The organism is Luteimonas sp. A482 (assembly GCF_054072655.1).
Map to the genome: position 1 here is coordinate 80,169 of NZ_JBSVRO010000001.1, position 26,627 is coordinate 106,795.

The window sequence follows — 26,627 nt, forward strand, 5'->3', positions numbered from 1 at the left end:
GCGACGGCCATCGCCGCGCCGCTGGCCGGCAATCGCGCACAAAAAAACCCGGCCGTTTCCGGCCGGGTCATAGCTGCGACGCCGGGAGAGAGGGCGACGTCGCTACTTGCTGGATGGGGGCGCGAACGCCGCGCGGCGACATCTCATCTTGTTCGGTTCGATGCGTCGAGAAAAAGTGCCGCCCCGGTGGGAGGGGGAGGGAGTCCAACCGTCGGGGAAAACGGTTCCACCGGGGCAGCAGGGCAATTCTGTGTGCCGGGACGCAACGCCGGCTGAATATTGAACCGCAGGGTTCAGGAAAGCTTACGCTTCGATCCGGCCCGCGCGCAGACGATCAGCGCCGCACCATCGCCCGGTAGTCCCGTGGCGGCATGCCAACCGTGGACTTGAACTGCCGCGCGAAGGCGCTCTGGTCGGAAAAGCCGCAGATCTGGCCGATCTCGGCAATGCTGGCGTCGCTGTGCAGCATGCGCATCGCCGCCTCGATGCGCAGCTTGGTCAGCATCTGCTGCGGGGTGATCTGGAACACGCGCTTGAACAGGCGCTCCAGCTGTGACACCGAAACCCCGGCGATGTCGGCCAGCATTCCCACCCGCAGCGGGTCGTTGAAGTGGGCCTGCATGTGGTTCACCGCCCGCTGCAGGCGACTGAACGAGGAATGCTGGCTGTCGGGCTGGCCCAGGTCGCGGGAGATGCCGGTCAGGCCGACGATGCGGCCATCCTTCCAGATCGGCTGTTTCAGGGTCAGGCACCAGCCGCGCGTGCGGTTGGGATAGAGCTGCAGCTCCAGCAGGTTCTCGATCACCTCGCCGGCGAGCACGCGCCGGTCCTGCATGATGTAGGCGGCCGACAGGCTGGCCGGATACAGCTCCAGCACGCTCTTGCCGATGATGTCCTCGCGCCGGCGCAGGCCCAGCCGCTGGATCAGCGTCTGGTTCACGTGCGCATAGCGGCATTCGGTGTCCTTGACGAAGAACACCACGTCCGGCAGCGGGTCGAACAGGCTCTGCAGTTGCCCGGCTTGCAGCGTGACGTCGATGGGGGTCTCCGGGTCGGCGTGAGGCGGGGCGCGCGCAGCGCTCGCGCGATGCCGCCAAATTATGCATGTTTCCGCCTGGGAGCACTGATGCCGATTAGGCTGATTGGTTGCCGGCCATGAGCCAGGGGCTCTGGATCGCAATGGCTGTGCGGATCACCGCATCGACACGGATCAGTGATCCCGGTCGCTCAACCTATGCGCAGCCATCGAACTCCAGCTGCCGCCACGCCTCGAACGCCACCACCGCCACCGCGTTGGAGAGGTTGAGGCTGCGGTTGTGCGGGCGCATCGGCAGGCGCAGGCGCTGTCCGTCGGGGATCCGCGCCAGCACCTCATCGGGCAGCCCGCGCGTTTCAGGACCGAACACGAAGGCATCGCCGGCGGCGTAGCGCGGCTGGTCGTAGCGCACGCTGTTGCGCGTGCTCAGTGCGAACAGACGCAGTGGCGCAATCGCGGCGAGCGCGGCATCGAGCGAATCGTGCACCCGCAGCGTCGCGTACTCGTGGTAATCCAGGCCGGCGCGGCGCAGGTTGCGATCATCCATGTCGAAGCCGAGCGGCCGGATCAGGTGCAGGCGCGCGCCGGTATTGGCGCACAGCCGGATCACGTTGCCGGTGTTGGGCGGAATCTCGGGCTGGTACAGCAGCAGATCGAACACGGCGGGGCCGATGGACGCGGGGCGTCATTGTCGCTCGGGCGGGCTGGTCACCAGGGTACGACGCGGCCGCGCCAGTCCAGGAACTGCCCGCTGTCGCCGGGCTCCAGGCCGCCGACCACGCGCAGGATGCCGGCCACGGCTTCGGCAGGGTCGAGTTCAGCGCCTTCGCCGCCCATGTCGGTGCGCACCCAGCCCGGGCTGATTGCCACCACCACGATGCCGCGGCTTTCCAGCGCCTGTGCCAGCAGCGCCGTTGCCATGTTCTGCGCGGTCTTGCTGAGGTTGTAGCTGGGCGTGCCGAAGCGCCTGGTGGCGTCGATCGAGCCCAGCTCCGAGGACAGGTTGACCACGCGCGCGCCCCCTCGGCCCTGCTCGGGGCAGGCGTCGGCCAGCAAAGGCGCCAGCGCCTGTGTCAGCAGCAGCGGGCCGGCCGCGTTGATGCGGAAGCTGTCCTCGAAGTTGGGCAGGCTCAGGTGGCCGAAGCGTTCGCCCGAGTGCAGCACACCGGCGTTGTTGAGCAGCAGGTCGAGGCGTCCGTCGTCGCCGAGCACCAGCGGCAGTTCGCGTGCAAGTTCGGCTTGCGATTTTGGCGAGGCGACGTCCAGCGGCAGCACGTGCAGGCGGCCGGGATGTTCGCCGGCCAGGGTGTTGAGCGCGGTGGCCTTGCCGGGCTGGCGGCAGGCGGCGATCACGTGGTCACCGCCTGTCAGCAGCTGGCGGACGAACTCGAGGCCGAGGCCGCGATTGGCGCCGGTGACCAGGATGTGGCGGACGGACATCACCCAAGACTGCACCGCGCCCGGTGCAGGCGGCGTCATCGGCGGGACTTCCGGCCCGGGAGGCGCCGGAAGGCGGAGGGCTAAGATGGCAGGTCATTTGTTGCAAGGAACAAGCATGTCGTCGACCGCCCCATCCCGCCCCGTGCGCCGCGCCCTGCTGACCACTGCCCTCGGCCTCGCGCTTGGGGCCGGCCTGGTTGCGCTGCCCGCCGCCGCTGCGGCCGATGCCCCGGTCGTCGATATCGCCCACGAGAGCTTCGTCCTGCCCAACGGCCTGCGCGTGGTGGTGCACACCGACCGCAAGGCGCCGATCGTCGCGGTCAACATCTGGTACCACGTCGGCAGCAAGGACGAGCCGGCCGGGCGCAGCGGCTTTGCCCACCTGTTCGAGCACCTGATGTTCCAGTCCAGCGAGAACCATCCGGGCGAGTTCTTCGATCCGTTCCGCGCGGTCGGCGCAACCAGCCAGAACGGCACCACCAACACCGACCGCACCAACTACTTCCAGAACGTGCCCACCACCGCGCTCGACATGGCGCTGTGGATGGAATCCGATCGCATGGGCCACCTGCTGGGCGCGATCGACCAGGCTGCGCTGGACGAACAGCGCGGCGTGGTCCAGAACGAGAAGCGCCAGCGCGAGAACCAGCCCTACGGCCAGGTCTGGGAGAAGCTGACCAGCGCGCTGTACGCCAAGGGCCATCCCTACGGCCACAGCGTGATCGGCTCGATGAACGACCTCAACGCGGCCTCGCTGGAGGACGTGAAGCAGTGGTTCCACGCCTGGTACGGCCCCAACAACGCGGTGCTGGTGCTGGCCGGCGACATCGACATGGCCACGGCGAAGGACAAGGTGGCGAAATACTTCGGCCACATCCCGGCTGGGCCGAGCATGTCGCAGCCGGCGGTGGACGTGGCGCGCCGCGCGCAGTCCACCCGCGAGGTGATGCACGACAAGGTGCCGCAGCCGCGCATCTACCGCGCCTGGAACATCCCCGAGACCGGCAGCGTCGAGCTCGACCAGCTGCAGGTGCTGGGCTACGTGCTGGGCGGCGCCAAGTCCTCGCGCCTGGACACGCGCCTGCTGCACGGCGAGAAGCTGGTCGACAACATCAGCGCCATGGCCGGCGGCTCGCAGCTGGGCTCCAATTTCTACATCGTGGCCACGGTCAAGGAAGGCGTGGCCCCGGCGCGGGTGGAGGCCATCATCGACGAGGAGATCGCCAGGCTGGTCGTCGACGGCCCCACCGACGAGGAACTCGAGCGCGCGCGCAGCATGATCCGCGCCGGCTTCATCCGCGGCGTCGAGCGCATCGGCGGCTTCGGCGGCAAGGCCGACGTGCTGGCCGAATGCACCGTGTTCGAAGGCGACCCGGGCTGCTTCCGCACCCAGCTGGCGAACTTCGCGTCCACCACCGCCGCCGATGTCCGCGCGGTCGGCGCGAAGTGGCTCGGGCAGGGCAGCCACACCATCGTGGTCGAGCCCGGCGAGCGGACCGCACTGGTCGAGGCGCCGGCGGCGGTGCCCGCGCCGTTCGACCCGCCCGCGCCCGATCCGAAGTACCGCACCACGCCTGCTGCGGTGGACCGCAGCCTCGGCGTGCCGCAGACAACGAGCTTCCCGGAGCTGAAGTTCCCGACGCTGCAGCGCGCGTCGCTGGGCAACGGCACGCAGGTGGTGCTGGCCGAGCGCCACGACATTCCGGTGGTGCAGTTCAGCTATGAATTCCACGGCGGCTACAGCAGCGATCCGGCCGGCCGGGAAGGCGTGGCCGACTTCGCAATGGACCTGCTCGACGAGGGCGCGGCGGGCATCGGCTCGCTGGACTTCGCCAACCGCGCCGAAGCCCTCGGCGCCAGCCTCGGTGCCGGCGCCTCGCAGGACGGCGGCAACGCCTGGCTGTCGGCGCTGAAGGAAAACCTCGACCCGTCGCTGGCCCTGTTCGCCGACATGGTGCAGCGCCCGAACTACGACCAGGCGGAGATCGACCGCATCCAGGCGAGCTGGATCGCCGGCATCCGCCAGCAGAAGGCGCAGCCGGCCGGCATGGCGATGCGGGTGCTGCCGGCGCTGCTGTACGGCGCGGGCCATCCCTACGGCGCGCCCGGCAGCGGCACCGAGGATTCGATCGCGGCGCTGGGTCGCGACGACCTGCTCGACTTCCACCGCCGCTGGGTGCAGCCGGAGAACGCGACCCTGATCGTGGTCGGCGATACCACGCTGGCCGAGGTGGTGCCGCAGCTCGAGCGCCACTTCGGCGGCTGGAAGGGCGGCGCGGGCGCGCCTGCGCAGGTTCAAGTGCCGCAGGTCGCGCTGCCGACCGCGCCGCGCGTGTTCCTGATCGACCAGCCCGGCGCGGTGCAGGCCAACATCTTCGCCGCCCAGATCGTCCCGGGCAGCCGCGACCCCGACGCGACCACGCTTGAGCTCGCCAACGGCGTGATCGGCGGCGACTTCACCGCGCGCCTGAACATGAACCTGCGCGAGGACAAGCACTGGTCCTACGGCGCCAGCAGCGCGCTGGGCGGTGCGCTCGGCCAGCGCCGCTGGATGGTGTCGGCGCCGGTGCAGATCGACCGCACCGGCGAGTCGATCGCCGAGATCCAGCGCGAGCTCGCCGAGTTCGCCAGCGGCGAGCGCCCGCCGAGCCAGGCCGAGGTCGAGCGGGTCAAGGCGATCCAGACCCTGAGCCTGCCCGGTGCCTACGAAACCGCGTGGTCGGTGATGTCCGCGATCGGCGGCATCGTCCGCTACGGCCGCCCCGACGACCACGTGCTGCGGCGCAAGGCCGAGGTCGAGTCCGCCACCGCGGCGCAGCTGGCCGAGGCCGCGAAGACCATCCGCCCCGGTGCGCTGACCTGGGTGGTGGTCGGCGACCTGGCCCAGACCGAAGCCGCGGTGCGCGCGCTGGAGCTGGGGCCGGTGCAGGTGATCGACGTCGACGGCAAGCCCGTCGGCGAGTGATCGCAGGCCACGTCGGCGGCCCGCAAGCATGAACCGCGGCGCTACCTGTCGTTGCCGCCGCGACCGCTGAACCCGTGACGCCCGCCACAATGGCGGGCATCGCGTTCCACCGACACCGAGAGGATCCCCCCGATGCGCATGTTGCTGATCGTTCCGCTGGCCGTGGCCCTGTCCGCCTGCACCTGGGTGCACATGGCGCCGGGTGCCAGCGCGGTGAAAGTGGTCAGCGGGGTGCCGGGCGGCTGCGAGAAGCGGGGCGAGGTCGAGGTTTCGGTCAAGCACTCGATCGCCTTCATCGAGCGCAATGCGCTCAAGGTCCGCGACGAGCTTGAGACCCTGGCCCGCAACGAGGCTCCCGGGCTCGGGGCCGATACCATCCATCCCATCGCCGGTCCCACCGGCGGCAGCCAGCGCTTCGCGGCCTGGCGCTGCGGCCGCTGAGGGGCGGGGCCGCCCAGGCCCCGCTTTGCTCCCTCCCCCGCCTGCGGGGAGGGCTCCAGGCCCGCTTTGCTCCCTCCTCCGCCTGCGGGGGAGGGCTGGGGTGGGGGCCACCGGTCGCCACGATTCCCCTGCCCGTTCAGCCAGCGCCATGCGCCGGGGGACCGAAGGGGCTACTCTATACGGCTCCGTATCCGTTACCGGCGCCCGCCCATGCTTTTCCAACACGTCGCCATCGCCGGTCTCGCCCATATCGATGCGCCCCGTCGCCTGTCATCCGCGGCGATCAATGAGCGGTTGAGGCCGACCCTCGACCGCCTCGGGATCAAGATCGACGTGCTCGGCGACGTTGCCGGCATCCACTCGCGCTACCTCTGGGAAGAGGGCGTGCAGGCGTCCGAAGTGGCGACCCTGGCCGGGGTCAAGGCGCTGGCCGATGCAGGCATCGACCCGAACAAGGTCGGCCTGCTGGTCAACACCTCGGTCAGCCGCGACTACCTGGAGCCGTCGACGGCGAGCATCGTGAGCGGCAACCTCGGCCTGCCCGACACCTGCCAGAACTTCGACGTCGCCAACGCCTGCCTGGCCTTCATCAACGGCATGGACATCGCCAGCCGCATGATCGAGCGCGGCGAGATCGACTACGCCCTGATCGTCGACGGCGAAACCGCCGACCTGGCCTACGAAAAGACCCTCGAGCGCCTGTCCAGCGTCGACGCCACCGAGGAGCAGTTCCGCAACGAACTGGCCACGCTCACCCTGGGCTCCGGCGCCGCCGCCATGGTCATGGCCCGCGCCGAGCTTGTCCCCGGCGCACCGCGCTACCGCGGTGGCGTCACCCGCGCGGCCACCGAGTGGAACAAGCTCTGCCGCGGCAACCTCGACGGCATGGTCACCGACACCCGCACCCTGCTGATCGAAGGCATCAAGCTGTCGCAGAAGACATTCATCGCCGCCAAGCTGGCGCTGGGCTGGGTGGCCGAGGAACTCGACCAGTTCGTCATCCACCAGGTCAGCAAGGTCCACACCGCCGCCTTCACCAAGGCCATCGGCATCGACCCGAAGAAGGTGCTGACCATCTTTGAAGAGTACGGCAACATCGGCCCGGCCTCGGTGCCGATCGTGCTCAGCAAGCTGCGCGAGATGGGCCGCCTGAAGAAGGGCGACCGCGTGGCCCTGCTCGGCATTGGCTCGGGTCTGAACTGCTCGATGGCTGAAGTGGTCTGGTGAACCCCGCCACCAGCGGGTGAAGCAAGGGCCGGCCTGTCCGGCCCTTGTCGTTTTTTGGGGGGCGTCCACGGGAACATGCATCAGAATCCGGGCCGATTGAACATGCCGCCCTGAACGTGTATAAGAAATTCGATTTTCTATATATGTCGAGCGTGCAATGCCATTGCCCCCGCTGCACGCCCTCGTCCCGGAGCGGTTCGAAACAGTCGCGATCCTCAAGCGACTCGCCGTGGCGAGTCGTGCCCTGGCCGAACTCAAGGGCGCCGCCGCCAGCATCCCCAACCAGGACATCCTGATCAGCACGCTGACCTTGCAGGAAGCCAGGGACAGCTCGGCCATCGAGAACATCGTCACCACCCAGGACGACCTGTACCGGGCGGAAGACGCCGTCGATGCCGCGGGCACCGCCGTCAAGGAAGTGCTGCGTTATCGGCAGGCCCTGCGTGCCGGCTACCAGCAGGTCCGCGCGAATGGCCTGCTGACCCTCAACACCATCCTCGGCATCCAGCAGCAGCTTGAATGCAACCGCGCCGGCTTCCGCAGGCTGCCGGGTACGGCCCTGCGCGACGGGGCGGGCAATCTGATCTACGAACCGCCGCAGGACGCGAACGAGGTCCGGCAGCTGATGGCGGACCTGGAACGTTTCATCCACGACGATCCCCCGTTCGCGGCCGACCCGCTGGTGAAGATGGCGCTGATCCACCACCAGTTCGAAAGCATCCATCCCTTCTACGACGGCAACGGCCGCACCGGGCGAATCGTCAACGTGCTGTACCTGGTCAAGGAAGGTCTGCTCGACATCCCAGTGCTCTATCTCAGCCGCCACATCGTGCGCACCAAGCCCGACTACTACCGGCTGCTGCAAGCCGTGCGCGACGACGATGCCTGGGAGGACTGGGTGCTGTACATGCTCGACGCCGTGGCCAATACCGCAGTCGAAACCATCGCCACCGTGCAGGCCATCAAACAGTTGCTGCAGGACACCAAGCAGCGCATCCGCGACAACTACAGGTTCTACAGCCAGGACCTGATCAACAACCTGTTCAACCACCCCTATACGCGGGTGGAGTTCGCGCAGCGCGAGCTGGGCGTGTCGCGGCTCACCGCTACCCGCTACCTGGACACGCTGGCGGCGGACGGCCTGCTCGACAAGATCAAGGTGGGTCGCAACAACTATTACGTGAATCGGCCCCTCTTCGACCTGTTGCGTCGCGGCGACGCGGCGAAGCAGCCGTGAGCAACCGGGGAATCGCCAGATGCCGCTGAGCCTCAACGAAATCCGCGACCGCGCACGCGCCTTCGCGCGCGAGTGGGAGGGCGAGACCTCCGAGCGCGCTGAGGCGCAGAGCTTGTGGAACGACTTCTTCCACGTCTTCGGCAAGAAGCGCCGCAGCGTGGCCGTCTACGAGCAGAAGGCGAAACGCTTCACGGGCACGGCCAGCGGCCGCAGCGACCTGTTCTGGCCGGGCGTGATCCTCTCCTGATTGCGGGCGGAGTGGGCGCTGTCGGACGGAAGACGGACGTCGGGCCTGCCGGATGCGCGCCACGTCCTGTCGGCGCCGGAATCCCGCGGTTGTAGGAGCGGCTTCAGCCGCGATGGATGCGCGCGGGCCTGGCCGGCGTGCGCCGAGGCTGGAAGGGGCGTTCGCGGCTGAAGCTGCTCCTACAGTTCAAGGGCGTGCGGTTGTCCGCGAGCTGGCGCGCCAGCCCTGATCATCGGGTCGCTGCGGGCGCTCAATGCGCCCCGCAGCACTTCTTGTGCTTCTTGCCGCTGCCGCAGGGGCAGGGGTCGTTGCGGCCTGGGGAGGGGTCGTTGCGGATCGGCTCGCGCGGGGTCAGGGCGTCGACGCGGTGGTGGTTGAGGTCGGCCAGCATCCCGGGCAGCGAGACGACGATCGCCAGGCGATCGCTGTAGCCGAGCGGCGTGGTCTCGGCGGTGGGATCTTCCGGGTTGAGCACTTCGCCGGTGGCGAGGCGATCGAGCAGGTCGAACAGCTCCTCCATCCAGTCGTTCTCGTCCAGCCAGGTGTCCCACTCGGCTTCACGCAGCGCCACGCCGTCGAAGAAGCCCAGGGCCCAGTCGCTGCCGACGTCGAGCTCGTCTTCGTGCAGCGCCTCCTCGCCGGTCAGCTCGGGATCCTCGGGCAGCCACATCAGCGGCGCGAGGTGATCGGGCACGTCTTCTTCGCCGTGCTGCGCGCGGGCGGCGCACATGTTCCAGTGGCCCATCAGCAGTTGCTGCACGTCGGTGGCCTCTTCGACGCTGTCCCAGCGCGGCGGCTTGCCGCCCCACACCAGCGGCTGCCATTCGCTTGGCAGCACGATCGAAGGCGACACCACCAGCGCCGACAGAAAGCCGTCCAGCGCTTCCAAGTTGAAGCCCTTGAACGGCACCGCGCGCTGCTCCAGCAGCTCGGCCAGGCGTTCGATCTGGGCGTCGTCGAGGTAGGGCGGGGGCGTGGACATGGCGGCGGCATCCGGCGGGAAGGCGTGCATGGTAGTCCTTGCCGCCGGCCTTGGCCCCTTCAGCTACGGTGACCCGCTACAGCACCCAGCCGCCGTCCACCGTCAGTTCGGCGGCAGGAGCCAGTTGCAGGGCGCGGCGGCGCGTCCAGTGGAGATGGTTGCGCAGGTCTATCTGGCGCCACGCAGGTCGCGGCGGGAGACTCCTCGGCGATGCGTCGGGCAATCGGGGACCCCGAAAACGCGTGCTATCGTCCGCCTTCGCGACCGGCACAACAGTAAGGAGCGCACGAATGCCCGAACGTCTACCCACCCACCTCCAACTCGCCCTCGCTGCGGTGCCGATCTTCACCAATGACGGCAAACTCGACCTGGCCGAGCTGGATTCGCTGCTGGCGAAGGCGCTTGCCGACCACCAGCTCGACGACGAGGAAAAGCGGGTGCTGGCCAACGTGATCGACCGGGCCGAAGCCGACGGAGTGGATGCGGACGTGCAGGCGCGCATTGCGCAGATCCGTGGGGAGCACCTGGCGGTCTGACCGTCGCGACACCCCTTGCCACCATCGCGTCCCGCGCACGCGATCGGCCGTCTACGCGAGCGATGACGCACGCTGCAGGGGGGCTGCGGCAGGGAGCGTGGCATGCGCCGCCTCGCCCAGTGCCGGGCCGACGAGGATCACGCCGGGTGCGCCCGCAACGAGACCGGCGGCATCCAGCGCAAGCGCTTGCAGCGTGGTGAGCAGGCGGCATTCGCCCGGCTGGCTTGCGGCCTGCACCACGGCGACGGGCGTGTGCGCGGGCAGGTGCTGCAGCAGCGACTGCGCGAGCGATTCGATGCGGCGCATGCCCATGTAGATCGCAAGCGTGGTGCCGGTGGCGCAGAGTGCGGCCCAGTCCGGTTCGCCGTGGTCGGCGGTGTGCGCGGTGACGAAGCTGATGCCGTGGCAGTGGTCGCGATGGGTGAGCGACACGCCGAGCGAGGACGCTGCCGCGAACGCCGCGCTGACGCCGTTGATGATCGTCACCGGCACGCCGGCGCGGCGCAGGAAGGCGATCTCCTCGCCGGCGCGGCCGAACAGCAGCGCCTCACCCCCCTTGACCCGCACCACGCGCTGGCCCTGCAGCGCGCAGCGCCGCATCAGCCGGCAGATGAACTCCTGCGGCGTGGAGCGACAGCCGCCGCGCTTGCCGACGCGCACCACCCGCGCCAGCGGCGCGAGGTCGACGATGCCGGGATTGACCAGTTCGTCGAGCAGCAGCACCTCGGCCTGCGCCAGCGCGCGCGCGGCCTTGAGCGTGAGCAGTTCCAGGTCGCCGGGGCCCGCGGACAGCAGCACGACTTCGGCCGGGATGCGGCGGGGCGGTTGCGGCGTGCTGGATGCGTGCATGGGGTCGGGCTCCGGTGGATGCAGGTCATGCGCTTTGCGGCTGGCGCGCCAGCCGGACGAGCTGTGGAAGACAGGAGCCGCAGACGGTGCCGCAGCCGAGTCTTTGCTTGAGCGCCCCGACGTCGGCGCCGCGGTCGACCTCTGCGCGGATCGCGGATTCGGTGACATGGCGGCAGACGCAGACCACCGGATCGCGCGCCACCTCGGCCAGGGCCGTGAACGCCGACAGCCGTGGTCCGCGCCAGGGCTCGCCGGCCAGTGCGATGCCCAGCAGCGCATCACCGCCTGGCTGCGCGTCGGCCCAGAGCAAGCCTTCGATGAAGCTGTCGCCTGCGTCGGCGCGCCAGGCCACGCGCCTGAGCAGGCCGCGGCGGGCGTCGCGGTACTCCAGCGTGTCGGCGCCCGCGGCGAGCGACAGCGCCGCTTCCAGCGCCGCCAGCCACTGCAGCGGCATGGCCTCGGCCGACGCGGCACGCAGCACCAGCCAGGCGCTGCCTTCGGGCGCACGGGGATCGACGTCGCGGTGCAGCGACAGGCCGGCGTAGCCGCAGTCGTGCAGCAGCGGCTGCACCGCCGCCTGCATCGCCAGCGCATCGCCACGACGTGCGGCCAGCAGGCGCCAGCCGAAGTCGGCCTTTTCCACGCGAACCGCGGCGTGCTTGAGTTCGGGCTGCCGCGAGCGCGCGTCCACCGCGGGCAGGCTGACCTCGTTGATGCCGGCGCTGGACAGGTGCTGGCCGCTCCAGTGCATGGCCGCGAACACCGCGCCCGATGCGACTTCGTCCGACAGCTCCAGCGGCAGCACCAGTTCGCCGCGCTTGCTGGCCACGCGCACCAGTTCGCCGGCCTTGAGTCCGCGTCGCGCCGCGTCGTCCGGATGCATGCGCAGGCCCGGCTCGGGACTGTGCGCGAACAGCGCCGGCACGCGGCCGCTGCGCGACATGCCGTGCCACTGGTCGCGCAGGCGCCCGGTGAGCAGGCGCAGGGGGAAACGCGCCGAGGTCGGCTCGGCAACGGGGCGATACGGCGTGGGGTGGAAGCGCGCGCGCCCATCGGCCGTGGCAAACACGCCGTCCTCGTAGCGACGCGGCTGGCCGGAGCGACTGCCGGCGGGGAACGGCCACTGCTGCGGGCCGTCGCGTTCCAGCACGTCGTAGTCGAGCCCGCCGATGTCGAGGTCGCGGCCGACGGTGAGCGCGCGGTGTTCGTCGAACAGCGCCGATGGCGCATCGGCCTCGAACAGTGGCGTCGCACCCGGCGCCGCCAGTCGCGCCTCCAGCCTGCGTGCGACCTCGCGCGCGATCCACCAGTCCGGCTTCGCCTGCGCCGGCGCATCCACTGCCGCACGCACGCGCGAGATGCGGCGCTCGGAGTTGGTCACGGTGCCGTCCTTTTCACCCCAGGTGCTGGCCGGCAGCAGCACGTCGGCGAACGGCACGGTGTCGGTGCCGGCAAACGCCTCCTGCACGATCACGTACTCGGCGCGCTGCAGCGCCTCGCGCACGCGGCCGACGTCGGGCATCGAGTGCGCGGGATTGGTGCAGGCGATCCACACCGCCTTGACCTTGCCGCTGTGCAGCGCGTCGAACAGCTCCACCGCGGCCAGGCCGGGTTTTGCCGGCAGCGTGCCCGGGGCGAGCTTCCACAGCGCTTCGACCTCGGCGCGGTGCGCGGCGTTGTCGAGTTCGCGGTGCGCGGCCAGCATCGTCGCCATGCCGCCCACTTCGCGACCGCCCATCGCGTTGGGCTGGCCGGTGAGCGAGAACGGCCCGGCGCCTGGCCGGCCGATCTGGCCGGTGGCGAGATGCAGGTGGATCAGCGCCAGGTTCTTGTCGGTGCCATGCGCGGACTGGTTCAGGCCCATGCAGTACAGCGACAGCGCGGCGGGGCTGCGGCCGAACCATTCGGCGGCGGTGACCAGGTCGGCGGCGGCGATGCCGCAGATCCCGGCCGACATGCGCGGGGTGTACTCGCGCAGCAGGGTCTTGAGTTCGTCGAAGCCGCTGGTGTGTTCTTCGATGAAGTGCTGGTCCAGCAGACCTTCCCACACCAGGTGGTGGAGCATGCCGTTGAACAGCGCCACGTCGGTGCCGGGCTGGATCTGCAGGTGCAGGTCGGCCATGGCCGCGGTGTCGGTGCGGCGCGGGTCGACCACGATCCAGCGCACGTTCGCGTCGCGCGCCTTCGCGTCTTCCAGCCGGCGGAACAACACCGGATGCGCGTACGCGGCATTGCTGCCGGCGAACAGCACGGTTCTGGCGTGTTCGAGGTCGTCGTAGCAGGTGGGCGGGCCATCGGCGCCGAGGGCGAGTTTGTAGCCGCTCACCGCGCTGGACATGCACAGCCGCGAGTTGGTGTCGATGTTGCTGGTGCCCAGCAGGCCCTTGGCCAGCTTGTTGAAGACGTAGTAGTCCTCGGTGAGCAGCTGGCCGGAGAGATAGAACGCGATTGAGTCCGGGCCATGGCGCTCGACGATGCCGGCCAGGCGATCGGCGACGGTGTCCAGCGCCAGTCCCCAGTCGACCGCGCGTCGCGCATCGCCGCGCCGTGCGCGCAGCTCCGGCTGCAGCACGCGCCCGTGCAGGCTGCGCGCGCTTTCGGCCAGGGCATTGCCCTTGCTGCACAGGCGGCCGAAGTTGGCCGGATGGTCCGGGTCGCCTTCCACGCCGGTGATGCGGGCCTGGCCGCCGGCATCGCGCGTGCTGTGGATCAGCACGCCGCAGCCCACGCCGCAGTAGCAGCAGGTCGAGCGCGTGCTGCCCTGTGGCGGCTGCGCGGCGCGAGCCCCTTCCATCAGGCGATGGCGCCCGCGGCGGCTGCCTCGGGCAGCGTGTCGGACGCATGCGGCAGCGACAGCCACACCTCGCCGTTGCGCAGCTGCACGGCATGGCGCCGCGCGCAGCCCACGTCGGGCGCGCAGGCCTGGCCGCTGTCGAGCGCGATGTTCCAGCCGTGCAGCGGGCAGGTCACGCTGTCGCCGGAGACGATGCCCTGCGACAGCGGACCACCCTTGTGCGGGCAGCGGTCGGTCAGTGCGAACACGCGATCGGTGGCGGGACGGAACAGGGCGATGGCGTCGGCGCCGTCGCGTTCAAGCACGCGCGCGCCCAGCAGCGGGATCTCGTCAATCGCGCATACGCGCACCCAGGTCTCGGCTTCGCGCATGCTCATTCCTCCAGGACCACGGCGATGGGACGCGCCGACGCCGACGCATCCAGCTTCAGCGGCGCGTACTCGCGTGGCTGCGCGCCGGCGATGCGCGCGGCCCAGGGATCGGGCAGGCCTTCGAGTGCGAACAGCAGCCGCTCGTACAGCGCGCGGCGGCTGTCGGCGTCCTCCACCACCTTGCGCTTGACGTACTCCAGGCCCACGCGCTCGATGTAGTGCACGGTGCGGTCGAGGTAGTAGGCCTCCTCGCGGTACAGCTGCAGGAAGGCGCCGGTGTATTCCTTCACTTCATCAGCGCTGCGCACCTTGCACAGGAAACGCGCGACCTCGGTCCTGATCCCGCCGTTGCCGCCGACGTGCAGCTCCCATCCCGAATCCACCGCGATGATGCCCACGTCCTTGATGCCGCTCTCGGCGCAATTGCGCGGGCAGCCGGACACCGCCAGCTTGACCTTGTGCGGGCTCCACATGTTGGCCAGCATCGTTTCCAGGTCGATGCCCATCTGCGTACTGTTCTGGGTGCCGAAGCGGCAGAACTCGCTGCCCACGCAGGTCTTCACCGTGCGGATCGACTTGCCGTAGGCATGGCCCGATTTCATGCCGAGGTCGCGCCACACGTCGACGAGGTCTTCCTTGCGCACGCCCAGCAGGTCGATGCGCTGGCCGCCGGTCACCTTGACCATGGGCACCGCGTACTTGTCGGCGACGTCTGCGATGCGGCGCAGTTCGGACGCATTGGTCACGCCGCCCTTCATCTGTGGGATCACCGAGAAGGTGCCGTCCTTCTGGATGTTGGCGTGCGCGCGCTCGTTGATGAAGCGGCTTTGCGGATCGTCGATCGCCTCGCGCGGCCAGGTCGAAAGCATGTAGTAGTTGATCGCGGGCCTGCAGGTCGCGCAGCCGTTGGGCGTGCGCCATTCCATGAAGGCGTAGGCCTGGGCGTGGCTGACCAGGTGGTGCTCGCGGACCGCCTGGCGCACCTCGCCGTGGTTGCGGTCTGTGCAGGCGCACACCGCCTTGGTCTTGGGCGTTTCCTGGAAGTTCGAGCCCAGGCAGTTCATCAGGATCTGCTCGACCAGGCCGGTGCACGAGCCGCAGGAGCTCGCCGCCTTGGTGTGCTTCTTCACGTCGTCGACGGTGAACAGGCCCTGCTCGCGAACCGCCTTGACGATCGTGCCCTTGCACACGCCATTGCAGCCGCAGACCTCGTCGGTGTCGGCCATCGATGCGGCGCGGTCCTGCCCGCCGGTGCCGGAATCGCCGAGCGCGGTTTCGCCGAAGGCGAGCGTGTCGCGGCGATCGCCGATCGCGCTGCCGTCCTTGATCTGGCGGAAGTACCACGCGCCGTCGCCGGTATCGCCGTACAGGCAGGCGCCGATCAGCTTGTCGTCCTTGATCACCAGCTTCCTGTAGAGCCCGCCGGCCGGGTCGGACAGCACGATCTCCTCGCTGCCGTCGCCGCCCATGAACTCGCCGGCCGAAAACAGGTCGATGCCGGTGACCTTGAGCTTGGTCGACACCGACGATCCCTTGTAGATGCCGATGCCGAAGCTGGCCAGGTGGTTGGCGCAGACCTTGGCCTGCTCGAACAGCGGCGCGACCAGGCCGTAGGCGATGCCGCGATGCGCGGCGCATTCGCCCACCGCGTACACGCGCGGGTCGAAGGTCTGCAGCGAATCGTTGACCACGATGCCGCGGTTGCAGTGGATGCCGGCGGACTGCGCAAGCGCGGTGTTGGGGCGGATGCCGGCGGCCATCACCACCAGGTCGGCGGGGATTTCGCTGCCGTCGGAGAAGCGCACCGCGGCGACTTCTCCAGCCGCATTGCCGAGCAGTTCGCTGGTGGAGGTGTTGAGCCGGAACTTCAGCCCGCGTGCGGCCAGTGATTTTTCCAGCAGCGCGCCGGCCACCGGATCGAGCTGGCGCTCGAGCAGCCAGCCGGCCAGGTGCACCACGGTCACGTCCATGCCGCGCTGCATCAGCCCGTTGGCCGCTTCCAGCCCGAGCAGGCCGCCGCCGATCACCACCGCATGGCGCTTGACCTTGGCCGCATCGATCATCGCCTGCGTGTCGTGGATGTCGCGGTAGCCGATCACGCCGCGCAGGTCCTTGCCCGGCACCGGCAGGATGAAGGGCAGCGAGCCGGTGGCCAGCAGCAGGCGGTCGTATTCGGCCTGCGTGCCGTCGGCGGCGATCACGCGCCGATGCACGCGGTCGATGCGCGTGACCTCCTTGCCCAGGTGCAGGGTAATGGCGTTGTCCGCATACCACGACAGCGGATTGAGCACGATGTCGTCGAAGTCCTGCTCACCGGCCAGCACCGGCGAAAGCAGGATGCGGTTGTAGTTGGGGTGCGGCTCGGCGCCGAACACGGTGGTCTCGTACATGCCGGGCACGAGCTTGAGCAGCTCCTCGAGCGTGCGGATGCCGGCCATGCCATTGCCGACCACTACCAGGCGGGGTCGCTTCATTGTTGGCTTCCTCTCAATCAGATTCGCGCCGCGCCGAGCGCGAGCCACTGCTGGCGCCACTGCTGTTTCACGCTCCACAGCAGGCCCCACGCGGCCAGCGCCACGGCCACGAACAGCCACAGGCCGGGCGCGTAGCTGCCGCTGTGCTGCTTGACCACGCCCAGGCCCGCGGCCAGCACGAAGCCGCCGACGCCGCCGGCCATGCCGATCAGCCCGGTCATCATTCCGATCTCGCGCCCGAAGCGCTGCGGCACCAGCTGGAACACCGCGCCGTTGCCGGCGCCCAGGCACAGCAGCACCAGCACGAACAGCGCGACCACCCCGGCCGGGCCGCCGAGACCCAGCGCGGCGCCCGAGACCAGCAGCGCCACCGACAGGTACACCGCCAGCAGCGTGCGCGTGCCGCCGATGCGATCGGCGATCACGCCGCCGATCGGCCGCATCACCGAGCCGGCCAGCACGCAGGCCGCGGTCGCCCAGCCGGCGATCTTCGGCGCGAAGCCGAACTCGTCGTGGAAGTAGCCCGGCAGCGCGCTGGCGAAACCGGCAAAGCCGCCGAAGGTGATCGCGTAGAAGCACATGAACCACCACGAGTCGCGGTTGCCGACCAGCACGCTCGCGTAGTCGCGCAGGCTCTTGCGCGCCACCGGCACCGGCGCGTCCTTCGCGCACAGCGCGAACACGACCAGCACCGCCACCAGCGGGATGCATGCCAGGCCAAACACGTGCTGGAAGCCGAACATGGCCGCCAGCAGCGGCGCGAACAGTGCGGCCAGCACGGTGCCCGAATTGCCGGCGCCGGCGATGCCCATCGCCGTGCCCTGGTGCTCGGCCGGATACCAGCGCGAGGCCAGCGGCAGCGCGACCGCGAACGAGGCGCCGGCCACGCCCAGCATCAGGCCCAGCAGCAGCACCTGGCCGAAGCTGTGCACGCCCAGTCGCCACGCCACCAGCAGCGATGCGATCACGAGTACCTGGGCGAGAAGCCCGGTGCGTTTGGCGCCGAGGCGGTCGGCCAGCAGGCCCAGGAACAGGCGCAGCACCGCGCCGCACAGGATCGGCACCGCGACCATCAGCGCGCGCTGCTGGGTGTCGAGCAGCAGGGCTTCGGCGATCTGCACCTGCATCGGGCCCAGCAGGTACCAGACCATGAAGCTGAGGTCGAAGTAGAGGAAGGCCGACAGCAGGGTGGGCGTGTGGCCGGCCTGCCAGAACGATCGGTTCATCGCGCGCTCCGTGGGAGGAGGCCGTCGCAGCGGGCGGTGCCCGCGTGGACGGCGAAGGCGGAAACAAAAAACGGCGTCTTCCGGTGGTGGCCGGAAAGACGCCGTTGTCGACGACCCCGGGCCGCCGTTGGCCCCGGGTCGTGGTCTGGTTTGCGGACGCGGCTTTGCGTCCGGCATTTACTGCATCGCAACATGCGTGCCAGCAGCGCCGGGGCTGGATGGTTGCGCTGGGCGGACTTCGGTCAGCGCGGCGAGGACGCGCAGGAAAGCCTGTGCAATCAAAGCTTTGAAGCGTCGGCCGAAGTCGTCAGTGGGTTCGCATGCGCGGGCGCAAGAAGGAAAGATCGGTGGCTGGTGTCTTTCGTGTCGGCGTCAGACGGGCGGAATTCCCCGAATCGGTGCATGTCTCGCACGAAGATGGTGCAGCGGCGGGGCGCGTGGTACGCCAACCGGTGCCGTCCTGCGCAGGCGGGCCCCCCACGCTCCTGCAAACCGGTCTTTGCGACGGACCTCGAAGGTTGTCATTTCGACAGACCGCAAAGGTTGTCATTTCGACCGCAGGGAGAAATCTCCGTCACCGGCCGCGTCAGCAAGATTTCTCCCTGCGGTCGAAATGACAACGGGAGGCCGCAGTCGAAATGACAATGGACTGCAGTCGAAATGACAATGGGGAGGCGGACGGGCGGGAACCCTACTCCCAGCGCATGCCGTCAAACAGGACGCTGGTCCGCGACTCGCCCCGGGGCAGCGGCACGCCGACCTGCAGCGCGGCGAGCCGATAGCTGTCGAGGCGGTGGACCTCGGCCAGCAGCGCGTCGTCGCCGGTGGCGTCCGCCGGCAGCCAGCCCCAGCGGCGAAACTGGTGCAGGAACCAGCGCCCGTCCGAGAGCCAGGGGAAGTTGACCTCGCCGTCGCCGTGGAAGCGCAGCCGGCTGCCGCCGGGCGCGGCGCCGCCTGGCCGCAGGCAGTCGGCCAGGCAGGCCGCGGGCAAGTCGATGGCGCCGTCGGCCAGCCAGTGCGCGGCCTGGTTGCGGTGGTCTGGGTCTTCGTCGAGCCAGCGGCAGGCATCCAGCACGGCCGCGGTCAGTGCGGTGGCGGCCTCCGGCTCCAGGGCGGCAAAGCTGCGGCGGCAGGCGAGCACCTTTTCCGGATGGCCCGGCCAGAGCTGGTCGCTGCGCAGCACGCGCGCGCCTGCGCCCAGTGCTTCGGCCCGCGACGCCCAGGGTTCGCCCGCGCAGTAGCCCTCGATCTCGCCGCGCGCGAGCGCCGCGGGCATCTCCGGTGGCGGCAGGGTCACCGCGCGCACGTCGTACAGCGGGTCCACCCCCTGCGCGGCGAGCCAGTAGTACAGCCACATCGCGTGGGTGCCGGTGGGGAAGGTCTGCGCCAGCGTGGGCCTGTGCGCCGGCACGCCCAGCGCCTGGCGCAGCGGCATGCCCGCCTGCAGGCGCTGCGCGATCGCGGGGGCGAGCACGATCGACTGGCCGTTGTGGTTGAGCACCATCAGCACCGCCATCGGCCCGCGCGGGCCGCCGATGCCGGTTTCGATGCCGTAGACCATGCCGGCCAGCGCATGTGATGCATCCAGTTCGCCGGACAGCAGCTTGTCGCGCACGGCGGCCCAGGAGCCCTGGCGCAGCAGCTCCAGGCGCAGGCCGTGGCGGCGGTCGAGGCCGAGCCGGACCGCGGCGACCAGCGGCGCGCAGTCCACCAGCGGCACGTAACCCACGCGCAGGCTGCGCAATCCGGCGCCGGTGCGCGTCATCCCAGCAGGTCCGCCATCGACAGGATCCGCCGCGCCAGCTCGGCCAGCTTCAGGTTCTGGCGCATCGCCTGCTGCCGAAGCGCGGCGTAGGCCTCGCGTTCGCTCATGCCGCGCTTCTCCATCAGCAGGCCCTTGGCCTGGTCGATCGCCTTGCGGTCATGCAGCTGTTGCTGCACCCCTTCGAGCTGCTGGCGCAGCTTCGCGTCCTGCTCGAAGCGCGCCAGCGCCAGCTGGATGATCGGTCGCAGCCGCGATGGCGCCAGGCCATCGACCACGTATGCCGCCACGCCGGCGCCGACCGCAGCGCGGATCAACTGCTCGTCGTCGTTGGCCGAGAACATCACCACCGGCCGCGGCGCGTGCCGGTGCAGCATCGCCAGCTGCTCCAGCGTGTCGCGCGAGGGCGAGTCGACGTCCAGGATCACCACGTCCGGCCGGTGCGTTTCCACCGCGCGCAGCAGCGCGGTCGGCCCCTCGATCCCGTCGAGCACCTCGTGCCCGGCCGCGACCAGCGCCGCGCGCAGGTCGCCGATGGGCTTGGCGGTGTCGTTGATCAGCAGGATGCGCGGCATGCGCGGCTCGGCGGCTGGCGGGGAGGGACGTTCGGCGTTATGTTGCCTTGCAACATAAGCGCAACAGGCGCCGATTGCCAAGGGAGTCGCGATGCCGCTCTACCCGATGTTTGCCGACCTGGCCGGTCGCGAGGTGCTGGTGGTGGGCGGCGGCGAGGTCGCGCTGCGCAAGATCGAGGCCCTGCTGCACGCTGGCGCGCGGGTGCGGGTGCACGCCCACGCACTGCATCCGGCGCTGGCCGGATGGCTGCGGGAAGGGCGGCTGGAGCGGCTGGACGGCGCGTTCGACGAGGCCTGGCTGGCGCGCGCCTGGCTGCTGGTGGTGGCCACCGACGATGCCTCGCTCAATGCGGGGATCGCGGCGCTGGCGGACGCGCGCGGCATGTTCGTCAACGTGGTCGACGATGCGGCGCTGTCGAGCTTCCAGGTGCCTGCGGTGATCGACCGCGCGCCGCTGCAGCTGGCAATCTCCTCCGGCGGCGCAGCGCCGATGCTGGCGCGGCGGCTGCGCGAACGGCTTGAGGTCGAACTCGATCCCTCGTTCGGTGCGCTCGCGCTGCTGTTCGCCCGCCACCGCGCCGCGATCCGCGAGCGCCTGCCCGACCTGGCGCGCCGCCGGCGCTGGTTCGATGCGGTGATCGATGGGGCGGTGCCGGCGCTGCTGCGCGGCGGACGCGATGCGGAGGCCGAGCAGGCCTTCGTGCGCATGCTCGAAGCGGGAGCGCCCGACGCGGATGGTGGACGCATCAGCCTGGTCGGCACCGGCCCGGGCGATCCCGGGCAGCTCACCCTGGCCGCGCTGCGCGCGATGAACCTCGCCGACGTGCTGGTGGTCGATGGCGAGGTGAGCGACGCGGTGCAGGCGCTGGCGCGCAAGGATGCGTCGCGCGAGCCGGCGCCGGCCGATCCATCCGCATGCGCGGCGCAGGTGCGGGCCCATGCGCGGGCCGGGCGCCACGCGGTCTGGCTGCGACCGGGGGACGGCTTTCGCTGCGCCCCGTTCGATGCGATTGCCGCCGGGCTCGGTCGCGACCCCTGGCCATGCGAACTGCATCCGGGCATCGCGCCGCGCGCCGACTGACGGGCGTGGCGAGACGCTAGGGCGACGCCGAAACTGTCATTTCGAGCGAAGCGAGAAATCTAGGCTATTGATTTTCTGAGATTGACCGGCTTCGCCGTTACAAAGCGCTTCTCACTGCGTTCGGAATGACAAACCGCGCTTTCCAGCCTTGCCTCAGCGCTTCGCCAGCGCGTCGCGGTCGTTGCCCGACGCCAGGACCAGCAACTGCAGGTCTTCCTCCAGCTGCGAGATCCGTTTGGCCAGCGCAGCCGTCTCGGTCGGGCTGACGTGGACCAGGCTCTCCAGCAGCTCGGACACCTGGCGCAGGCGCGTGCGATGTTCCTGCACCTCCAGGCGGCCGCGGCGGCCGCGCAGCGCGTCCGCTTCCGCCGCATGCACGCCCGGCCCCTGGTAGTGGTCGCGCAACGCCATCTGCAGGCGCGCGGCCATGCGCAGGTCGGCGTCGCTCCAGGGTTCGCTGGCGCCGCGCACGGTCTCGTGCCAGGTGGCGAAGCTGGCGCGCGGACCGATCCGCGTGCCGTTGGCGTCGATCTCGAACGGTTGGTCCGGACGCCCGGCCCAGCGCACCTCCTCGACTTCCTCGCAGCGGAAGAACAGCAGCCATTCGTCGCTCGCGGGGTCCAGCGGCAGCGCCAGCACGCCGGCGATGCCGTCGGTCGCGTCGGACTCCGCGCTCCACTCGGCTGCACGCGCCGTGGTGACGGGCGCCCCGGCATGCGCCGCATGCGCCAGCCAGCCGCTGAGCGCGGCAATGCATGCAGCAGGTGGCGCGCGTCCGGCGGTCTGCCATTGCCCTGCCTGCAGCAGCGCCACGCCATCGGCCGGCACGGTGCGGCGCAGCAGTTCGAGTTCGCCGGGCAGGCAGGCCCGCCCGTTGCCGGACTCCGCCAGGCGCAGGGCGAGGGCGTCGCGGACGATGCGCGCCTCGTCCTCCATCCGCGTGGCTTCCTGCTGCTCGCGCGCAGCCACGCGCATCGATACGAACAGTCCGAACAGGTCGGCGGCCGCGCGCACGCCCGGCGGCACGTGGCGCACCTGTCGGTGGTGGCAGGCGATCAGTCCCCACAGGCGTCCGCCGGCGACGATCGAGATCGACATCGATGCGGCCACGCCCATGTTGGCCAGGTACTCCAGGTGCACCGGCGAGACGCTGCGCAGCGACATCTGGCTGAGGTCCAGCGGCTGGCCGCCTGCAGTGCGGTCGGGCAGCACCGGCACCGGCGCATAGCGCGCATCGGGGATGACGCGGATGCGGTTGTGCAGGTACAGGCGCCGGGCCTGCGCCGGGATGTCGGACGCCGGATAGCGCAGCCCCATGTAGGACGGCATCGCCGCGTCGCGCGACTCGGCCACCACCTCGCCCGAATCGTCGTGGCGGAAGCGATAGATCATCACCCGGTCGTAGCCGGTGAGCAGGCGCACCTGTTCGGCCGCGCGCTGATGGAAGCCCTCGTCCTGATCGCCCTGGGCCACGCGCGCGATCATCGCCTGCGCCACCACCGTGGGTGAGCGGTCGCCCCCGCCACGCTGCTGCGGCTCGATCTCGATGTGCACCAGGCCGTCGGCGGCATGCGCGCTCACTTCGCACAGCGCGGCCAGCGGGCCGATGTTGGCCACGGCCGCGCGCTGCGACGGGCCGCCCGGGTCGGCGAAACCCACCGTCTCGGCGATCGTCTGGATCACGTCGTCGGTGATGAACTCGCGCAGCGAGCGGCGCAGCATCGCCTCCGGCGCCACGCAGGAGAGCGCTTCGAGGTTGGCCGAGACATGATGGATCGACCAGTCCGGCAGGCGACAGCTGATGAGATACCCGTGCGGCTGGATCGCACCGGACAGGTGGATCGGCTCGCTCGCGCAGGTCTGCAGCGCACGTTCCAGTTCGTGGGTCATCGGCGCGGTTCCTTTGCGGCGGTGGCGGGAATTCGGTCGAAGCTGCGTTCGAAACAGGTGCGCACCAGGGCGAAGGCCGCGCGCGCGCCGGCCTCGGCCTGGGCCATGCGCGCTTCGTCGCTGGCGTCGATGGCCTGCAGGCGCTCACGCAGGCTGCTCCATTCATCGGAGGCGGCATGCTGCGCAAGGAAGGTGGCGCCCTGCGCGCCGTCGTAGCCCAGCCGCTGTGCGTCGCGCAGCAGGCTGCGCGCGCCCATGCTGCTGCCTGCCATCACGTAGCACCAGCCCAGCCGCTCCGCCGCGCCGGTTGCCGGGCGCTGCACGCCTTGCGCCGACAGCGGCAGCAGCGAGAGGCTGCCCAGGTCGCCGGCCAGCCACGCAGAGTGGCGCGGCGCGGCCTCGACCGCGATCTCGTAGTCGGCGGCGAAACGGTGCATGCCCAGCACGTAGCGGCGATATCCGGGGACCGAATCGAGTCCCTTAGCGAACATGCCGTCCACCTCCGCGTGCAGGTGTGCTGTGGCCGCGCGCAGTCGGGCATGCACCGCGCCGACGCGCGGCGCAGTGGTGATCGGGAGGGCAGGGATCATGCGGCCAGCATAACTGGAGCCCCGCCGCCGGCCCGGATGGCGATGTTCAGCCATGTGATGGCAGCGGCGTCGGCAACCTGCCGCTTACAATGCCCTCCCGCCTTCCGTTGCCGTGCCCGTGCGCTTCCCCGACTACGACTTTGCCAGCCACCACCTCGAAGTGCGTCCGGGCATCCGCATGCACTACATCGACGAGGGCCCGCGCGATGGCGAGGTCGTGGTCATGGTCCACGGAAATCCGTCGTGGAGCTATTACTGGCGGCACCTGGTCAACGGCCTGCGTGGACGCTACCGCTGCATCGTGCCCGACCACGTCGGCATGGGCCTGTCGGACAAGCCCGACGACGCGGCCGAAGCGCTGCCGCGCTACGACTACACACTGCAGTCGCGCGTCGACGACCTGGAAGCGCTGCTGGCGCACCTGGGCATCGATGGCCCGGTGACGCTGGCGGTGCACGACTGGGGCGGGATGATCGGGTTCGGCTGGGCGCTGTCGCACATGGCGCAGGTGCAGCGGCTGGTGGTGCTCAACACCGCCGCGTTCCCGATGCCGGCCGACAAGCCCATGCCCTGGCAGATCGCGCTGGGCCGCGACTACCAGCTCGGTGAACTGGTGATCCGCGGCTTCAACGCCTTCTCCGGCGGCGCCTCGTGGCTGGGCGTGGAGCGCCGCATGCCGGCCGAGGTGCGTCGCGCCTATGTCGCGCCCTACGACTCCTGGAAAAACCGCATCGCCACCGTGCGTTTCATGCAGGACATCCCGCTGTCGCCGAAGGACCGCGCCTGGCCGCTGCTGGAAGCCGCGGGCCGGCGCCTGCACCAATATGCCGACCGGCCGGCCTTCATCGGCTGGGGACTGAAGGACTTCGTGTTCGACCAGCATTTCCTCACGCGCTTCCGCGCCGAGCTGCCGCAGGCCGAGGTGATGGCCTTCGACGACGCCGGCCACTACGTGCTCGAGGACAAACACGAGCTGCTGGTGCCGGCAATCCGCCGCTTCCTCGACGCGCACCCGCTGGCGTCCTGACGGCAGGCGCTCGGCCTGCTCAGGCCGCCACCGGCGGCATCCGCGGCGTGGGCGGGCTGTTGCCGTTGTGGTCGGGACGATCGTCGTTGTCGGCCCCGTCGCGCCAGCGCCAGTCGGCGGCAGTGAGCGGCGGCATGCCGTGCACCAGCCGCGCCTTGTCGCACTGCGCGCTGGGCGCTCCGTACTCCCATGAGGCGTCCACTTCGCGGCATACGGACGGCCGTCGCGGGTGGATGGTGCAGCGCGAGTATTCGCCAATCCGCGCATCGAGCGCCACGCAGCGTACCGGCGCGCTGTAGGTGCCGCGCATGCACAGCCGGTGCGCGTCCAGGCGTTCGGTCATGGCGGCGGGCACCCCGCCCTCGGCGCTCTCGTCGGACTCCATCCAGTGGAACGCGACCCGGTACTGCGTACAGCAGGCGCCGCAGGTCAGGCAGGGGTGGGGCATGGCGGCGCCGACGAGTGGGAAGCGGAATCTTCCAGCCCGCCGCCGTGCCGCGCAAGAAGCAGCCGTCAGGCGGCGTCCAGGCCCATCTGCCAGAAGCCCGCTTCCAGCCGCGCGGCCTTGGCGAAGATCGCCACCAGTTCCGGGAACCGCGCCTGGCTGCCGTAGCGCCGGTCCAGGTCATCCAGCCAGGCCCGCGCATCGACCGCGACCGCCTGGAAAGCCTCGCCGGCGTATTCGCCGATCCACTCGCGATAGGGGTGCGCCGCGTCGAGCGCGCCGATGCCCTGCGGTGCCAGGCGCCGGCCGATCTCCGCATAGCCCAGGGTGCAGGGCGTCAGCGCCACCTGCAGGTCGAGCAGGTCGCCGGACATGCCGATGTCCAGCACCCAGCGGGTATAGGCCACCGTCGCCGCGTGCTCCGGCGTGGCCTCGACGTCGGCCGCGGACAAACCCCAGCGTTCGCACAGGCGCAGGTGCAGCTGCATCTCGACGTCCACGATCGCCGCCAGTCCGTCCTTGGCCGCACGCATGTCGGCCAGGGTGCGCGCCTTGCATGCGGCCAGCGCATGCGCGCGCGCGAACTGGATCAGGAACAGGTAGTCCTGCACCAGGTAGCGGCGGAACGCCTCGGCCGGCAGGCTGCCGTCGCCGAGGCCGCGCACGAAGGCGTGGTCGATGTAGGCGTTCCAATCGTCGGCGGCCGCCGCCTTGAGCCGATCCAGCAGCGACATCAGCCGCCCTCCGTGTCGTAGACGGCGTCGAAGAACGCCAGCTCCAGGTCCACCGCGCGGCGGAAGAAATCCTGCGCCAGCGCCTCTTCCGCCGGCCCCACCCGGTCGAACTCCTCGCGCAGGAAGGCGACGAAGCTGTGGAAGAACGGGTTGTCGTGCAGGATGATCCACTCGGCGTGGACGAAGTTGTCCGGCAGTGGCTGCGGCGCGCGCGTGGCCCAGTCCAGGTACAGGCCCTCGGCGACGTTGAGCACGGCCAGTGCGGCGGCGTAGGAGCGCGTTGCCGCGGCCTCGCGCATCAGCGCCTTGAATCCGGCGGTGGGGGCGGCGTCGGGCACCGACACGCGGGTGTCCGCGTCCACGCCCAGCGCCTCGAACGCGCGCAGGAAGTAGTCGTTCTCCTCGCTGCAGACCATGCCCGCGAAGCGGCCCAAACGCAGCCGCGCCTCGAAACTGTCGGCTTCGGCGATGGCTGCGCCCAGCAGGGTCACGAAGGCGTCGATGAAGCGATGGTCCTGCACCAGGTAGCGTGCCATCGCGGCATCGTCGATGCGCCCGCTGCACAGCTCGCGGACGAAGCGGTGCTGTACCGCGCGGCTCCAGGCCGGCTCGGTGCCGGCGCGCAGGCGTTCGCTGAAATCTCGTCCGACCATGGAGCGTCCCCCGATGAAGCGCGGCGCGGTGCGCGGCCGGCGGGA

Annotated in this window: 24 protein-coding genes; 8 read left to right on the forward strand and 16 right to left on the reverse strand. The window is 70.1% G+C overall.

Translation table 11 applies throughout. The features are described 5' to 3' along the window. Positions 1-334 precede the first annotated feature (334 nt). The 3 genes from ACW5DW_RS00410 to ACW5DW_RS00420 form a co-directional block, all read right to left on the reverse strand. Complete coding sequence (locus ACW5DW_RS00410) at positions 335-1,039, reverse strand: helix-turn-helix domain-containing protein (RefSeq protein WP_457018362.1); 705 nt, start codon at positions 1,037-1,039, stop codon at positions 335-337. A 193-nt stretch (positions 1,040-1,232) separates the two neighbouring features. After that, positions 1,233-1,697: a tRNA (cytidine(34)-2'-O)-methyltransferase gene (locus tag ACW5DW_RS00415; RefSeq protein WP_457016548.1), complete on the reverse strand. Its 465-nt coding sequence runs from the start codon at positions 1,695-1,697 to the stop codon at positions 1,233-1,235. Between the two features lie 47 nt (positions 1,698-1,744). Beyond that, complete coding sequence (locus tag ACW5DW_RS00420; RefSeq protein WP_457016549.1) at positions 1,745-2,476, reverse strand: SDR family oxidoreductase; 732 nt, start codon at positions 2,474-2,476, stop codon at positions 1,745-1,747. 115 nt (positions 2,477-2,591) lie between these two features. On the opposite strand from ACW5DW_RS00420, the gene ACW5DW_RS00425 reads away from it, so the two are divergent. The 5 genes from ACW5DW_RS00425 (at position 2,592) to ACW5DW_RS00445 (ending at position 8,593) form a co-directional block, all read left to right on the forward strand. Then, positions 2,592-5,441: a M16 family metallopeptidase gene (locus ACW5DW_RS00425; RefSeq protein WP_457016551.1), complete on the forward strand. Its 2,850-nt coding sequence runs from the start codon at positions 2,592-2,594 to the stop codon at positions 5,439-5,441. A gap of 132 nt (positions 5,442-5,573) precedes the next feature. Continuing rightward, positions 5,574-5,882 (forward strand): DUF4156 domain-containing protein, encoded by a 309-nt coding sequence (locus tag ACW5DW_RS00430; RefSeq protein ID WP_457016553.1) that lies wholly within the window; start codon positions 5,574-5,576, stop codon positions 5,880-5,882. A 210-nt stretch (positions 5,883-6,092) separates the two neighbouring features. Continuing rightward, on the forward strand, positions 6,093-7,109 hold the full coding sequence (locus tag ACW5DW_RS00435; RefSeq protein ID WP_457016554.1) for a 3-oxoacyl-ACP synthase III: 1,017 nt from the start codon (positions 6,093-6,095) through the stop codon (positions 7,107-7,109). Between the two features lie 157 nt (positions 7,110-7,266). After that, a complete protein-coding gene (locus ACW5DW_RS00440) occupies positions 7,267-8,346 on the forward strand; it encodes a Fic family protein (protein ID WP_457016556.1) in 1,080 nt (359 codons plus the stop codon). Between the two features lie 19 nt (positions 8,347-8,365). After that, on the forward strand, positions 8,366-8,593 hold the full coding sequence (locus tag ACW5DW_RS00445; RefSeq protein ID WP_457016558.1) for a type IIL restriction-modification enzyme MmeI: 228 nt from the start codon (positions 8,366-8,368) through the stop codon (positions 8,591-8,593). 250 nt (positions 8,594-8,843) lie between these two features. Here ACW5DW_RS00445 and ACW5DW_RS00450 read toward each other — a convergent pair whose 3' ends face one another. Continuing rightward, on the reverse strand, positions 8,844-9,575 hold the full coding sequence (locus ACW5DW_RS00450) for a UPF0149 family protein (protein ID WP_457016560.1): 732 nt from the start codon (positions 9,573-9,575) through the stop codon (positions 8,844-8,846). A 290-nt stretch (positions 9,576-9,865) separates the two neighbouring features. On the opposite strand from ACW5DW_RS00450, the gene ACW5DW_RS00455 reads away from it, so the two are divergent. Continuing rightward, a complete protein-coding gene (locus tag ACW5DW_RS00455; protein ID WP_457016561.1) occupies positions 9,866-10,111 on the forward strand; it encodes a hypothetical protein in 246 nt (81 codons plus the stop codon). A gap of 51 nt (positions 10,112-10,162) precedes the next feature. Here ACW5DW_RS00455 and cobA read toward each other — a convergent pair whose 3' ends face one another. The 7 genes from cobA to ACW5DW_RS00490 form a co-directional block, all read right to left on the reverse strand. Further along, entirely contained in the window at positions 10,163-10,960 is a 798-nt protein-coding gene (gene cobA, locus ACW5DW_RS00460) for a uroporphyrinogen-III C-methyltransferase (RefSeq protein WP_457016563.1), read from the reverse strand. A gap of 25 nt (positions 10,961-10,985) precedes the next feature. Continuing rightward, the gene (locus ACW5DW_RS00465) at positions 10,986-13,754 is read right to left on the reverse strand and encodes a nitrate reductase (RefSeq protein ID WP_457016565.1); all 2,769 of its coding nucleotides are present in this window, start codon (positions 13,752-13,754) and stop codon (positions 10,986-10,988) included. Next, positions 13,754-14,131 (reverse strand): nitrite reductase small subunit NirD, encoded by a 378-nt coding sequence (nirD, locus tag ACW5DW_RS00470; protein WP_457016567.1) that lies wholly within the window; start codon positions 14,129-14,131, stop codon positions 13,754-13,756. The genes ACW5DW_RS00465 and nirD overlap by 1 nt, the downstream gene beginning before the upstream one ends. Next, entirely contained in the window at positions 14,128-16,599 is a 2,472-nt protein-coding gene (nirB, locus tag ACW5DW_RS00475; RefSeq protein ID WP_457016568.1) for a nitrite reductase large subunit NirB, read from the reverse strand. Before nirB ends, nirD begins: the two co-directional genes overlap by 4 nt. 17 nt (positions 16,600-16,616) lie before the next feature. Beyond that, positions 16,617-17,786 carry an MFS transporter gene (locus tag ACW5DW_RS00480; protein ID WP_457018363.1) on the reverse strand — a complete coding sequence of 390 codons (1,170 nt, stop codon included), beginning with the start codon at positions 17,784-17,786 and terminating at the stop codon, positions 16,617-16,619. A 730-nt stretch (positions 17,787-18,516) separates the two neighbouring features. Next, entirely contained in the window at positions 18,517-19,590 is a 1,074-nt protein-coding gene (locus tag ACW5DW_RS00485) for a CmpA/NrtA family ABC transporter substrate-binding protein (RefSeq protein WP_457016569.1), read from the reverse strand. Then, on the reverse strand, positions 19,587-20,162 hold the full coding sequence (locus ACW5DW_RS00490; protein WP_457016571.1) for an ANTAR domain-containing response regulator: 576 nt from the start codon (positions 20,160-20,162) through the stop codon (positions 19,587-19,589). The genes ACW5DW_RS00485 and ACW5DW_RS00490 overlap by 4 nt, the downstream gene beginning before the upstream one ends. Positions 20,163-20,253: 91 nt before the next feature. Between ACW5DW_RS00490 and ACW5DW_RS00495 the strand changes: the two genes are divergently transcribed. Next, entirely contained in the window at positions 20,254-21,243 is a 990-nt protein-coding gene (locus tag ACW5DW_RS00495; RefSeq protein WP_457016573.1) for an NAD(P)-dependent oxidoreductase, read from the forward strand. Between the two features lie 153 nt (positions 21,244-21,396). Here ACW5DW_RS00495 and ACW5DW_RS00500 read toward each other — a convergent pair whose 3' ends face one another. Then, the gene (locus ACW5DW_RS00500; protein WP_457016574.1) at positions 21,397-23,133 is read right to left on the reverse strand and encodes a GAF domain-containing protein; all 1,737 of its coding nucleotides are present in this window, start codon (positions 23,131-23,133) and stop codon (positions 21,397-21,399) included. After that, positions 23,130-23,723 carry a biliverdin-producing heme oxygenase gene (locus ACW5DW_RS00505; protein ID WP_457016576.1) on the reverse strand — a complete coding sequence of 198 codons (594 nt, stop codon included), beginning with the start codon at positions 23,721-23,723 and terminating at the stop codon, positions 23,130-23,132. Before ACW5DW_RS00505 ends, ACW5DW_RS00500 begins: the two co-directional genes overlap by 4 nt. A gap of 178 nt (positions 23,724-23,901) precedes the next feature. On the opposite strand from ACW5DW_RS00505, the gene ACW5DW_RS00510 reads away from it, so the two are divergent. Then, positions 23,902-24,750 (forward strand): alpha/beta fold hydrolase, encoded by an 849-nt coding sequence (locus tag ACW5DW_RS00510; protein ID WP_457018364.1) that lies wholly within the window; start codon positions 23,902-23,904, stop codon positions 24,748-24,750. Positions 24,751-24,769: 19 nt separating this feature from the next. On the opposite strand, the gene ACW5DW_RS00515 is transcribed toward ACW5DW_RS00510, so the two are convergent. The 3 genes from ACW5DW_RS00515 to ACW5DW_RS00525 all read right to left on the reverse strand — a co-directional run bounded on the left by ACW5DW_RS00515 (position 24,770) and on the right by ACW5DW_RS00525 (position 26,582). Then, positions 24,770-25,198, reverse strand: a complete 429-nt coding sequence (locus ACW5DW_RS00515) for a YkgJ family cysteine cluster protein (protein ID WP_457016578.1) — start codon at positions 25,196-25,198, stop codon at positions 24,770-24,772. A gap of 65 nt (positions 25,199-25,263) precedes the next feature. Next, a complete protein-coding gene (gene tenA, locus ACW5DW_RS00520; RefSeq protein WP_457016580.1) occupies positions 25,264-25,929 on the reverse strand; it encodes a thiaminase II in 666 nt (221 codons plus the stop codon). After that, positions 25,929-26,582, reverse strand: a complete 654-nt coding sequence (locus tag ACW5DW_RS00525; protein WP_457016582.1) for a TenA family protein — start codon at positions 26,580-26,582, stop codon at positions 25,929-25,931. The genes tenA and ACW5DW_RS00525 overlap by 1 nt, the downstream gene beginning before the upstream one ends. Positions 26,583-26,627: the final 45 nt, after the last annotated feature.